The sequence below is a fragment of the Ruminococcus callidus ATCC 27760 genome (genome assembly GCF_000468015.1).
Classification (GTDB): Bacteria; Bacillota; Clostridia; order Oscillospirales; family Ruminococcaceae; genus Ruminococcus_C; species Ruminococcus_C callidus.
Genome location: NZ_KI260433.1, coordinates 31,860 through 33,440, shown reverse-complemented (window position 1 = coordinate 33,440; position 1,581 = coordinate 31,860). Strand labels below are relative to the sequence as shown.

The window sequence follows — 1,581 nt, the reverse complement described above, 5'->3', positions numbered from 1 at the left end:
CGCCAGACGCTCTTTGTGCGGTATTGCCTTAGATTTATATTATACTATATTTCCGCTTGTGTCGCAATATCTTTTGAAATGTTTCCACTTAAAAATCGCTGTCAGGAAACATTTTTAGTCAAAGTCTGGAACATTCACGTAAAATCGGGAGGATTTGTCGATTAGTTGGAATACGTTCAAAAAATGCCCTGATTTTTTCAATCAGAGCATTTGTAATTAAAGAAACACCGAGCAAAGCTTGTGCGTAAGATGCGTCGTCAGATTTTTCGGCAGATTGCATAGAAATTCCGCAGGCATACTGCCGGTCGCAATTTATCTTAGTGCGACACTCCTTTGTTCTCGGGCAGAATCCTGCCTCGAACGCAGTTGTCTGGCAAGGGATTTCTGGGCAATATGACGAAAAATCTGCACGCAGATTGCGTACAAAGCCGTCAGGCGGGCTTTATTCAGTGTTTCCTTAAATGGAAACATATTCTGAATCTGCGTTTACAGCTTGCAGATACGCATCGATCTTTTCCTTTTTTACCTTGTCCCCGATCACGATCAAGACGGACTGCCCGTCCGCCACCGGAGAGATCTCGATTTTTTCCGCCGTAGCATTAACTTTCAGCCAGCCGCCGTTCTCTGTGGGCAGAGAGCCCTTGATGCGGTAGATCTTCCCGCAGTCGGAATCAGCAAAAATCTGCTGTATCAGCGGGGCAATCTGTTTTTCCGGCATGGCAACGTGCATGAAGTAGTGCACCTCGCTCTCCAGCGTTTCCGTGCGGAACTGCTTGACATAGCTGCAATTCCGATAGCCGGCGGACTGCAATGCGGCATAGTCAGACGGCTGCAAATTCGACCAGTCCATTACCAGCAGGTCCTTCGGCTGAAACTGCCGGCTGCACTGAATGCCGGTCAGAGCACGGTTCAGGTGGTTCAGAATGCGTTTTGTCAATACCGGCAGTGCTTCCTCCTGTACGTTCTGCCACTTGCTGAGAAGCAGCTTCCCGCAGCATGCCGCCTCAGAAGCCAGCAGATATTCCATTTGAGCAGAAAGCACCTCCGGCATTTCGGCATCGATTATCGTAAGAATGCTGCCGATCTCAAACCACTGATCCAGCGGCGATTCATACAGGGTATCAAAAAATTCGTCCATATCAAAAATGCCGGACGGTTCTATGATGACTCGATCAAAGTGCTGCATGCCCAGCGAAATCAGCTGAGTTTTGAACCGCCGCTTGTGGCAGCACGGATCACCGCCGCCGGCAATCATTTCCAGCTGACAGTTCTCGCACTTCAAGTCCTGTAGCATGACCATATCCACATTGACTGCCCCAAAATCGTTTTCCAGAATGGCAATTCGCTGCCCCTGCTGAATCAGGTGCTCGGCGTATTGGTGGATCCATGTGGTTTTTCCAGAGCCTAAAATGCCGGTAATCAGATCAATTTTTGTCATGAGCGTTTTTCCTCCCTTAAAGTGATGCTCTCGAATGATATACCGCATTTATTATAGCAGATATGGAATCACTTTGCAAGGGAAACACGGCTTCATGCCGCAGAATCGCTAGGCAATACCGCACAAAGATTGTGCGACAGATG

Annotated in this window: 1 protein-coding gene; it reads right to left on the bottom strand. The window is 48.3% G+C overall.

The window, feature by feature from the left end; genetic code table 11:
- Positions 1-457 precede the first annotated feature (457 nt).
- Positions 458-1,438 carry a GTP-binding protein gene (locus tag RUMCAL_RS09820; protein ID WP_040647837.1) on the bottom strand — a complete coding sequence of 327 codons (981 nt, stop codon included), beginning with the start codon at positions 1,436-1,438 and terminating at the stop codon, positions 458-460.
- Positions 1,439-1,581: the final 143 nt, after the last annotated feature.

What these genes read in the sequence shown, in the direction of transcription:
- RUMCAL_RS09820 (WP_040647837.1), bottom strand. Translation starts at nt 1,438, where the DNA reads ATGACAAAAATTGATCTGATTACCGGCATTTTAGGCTCTGGAAAAACC.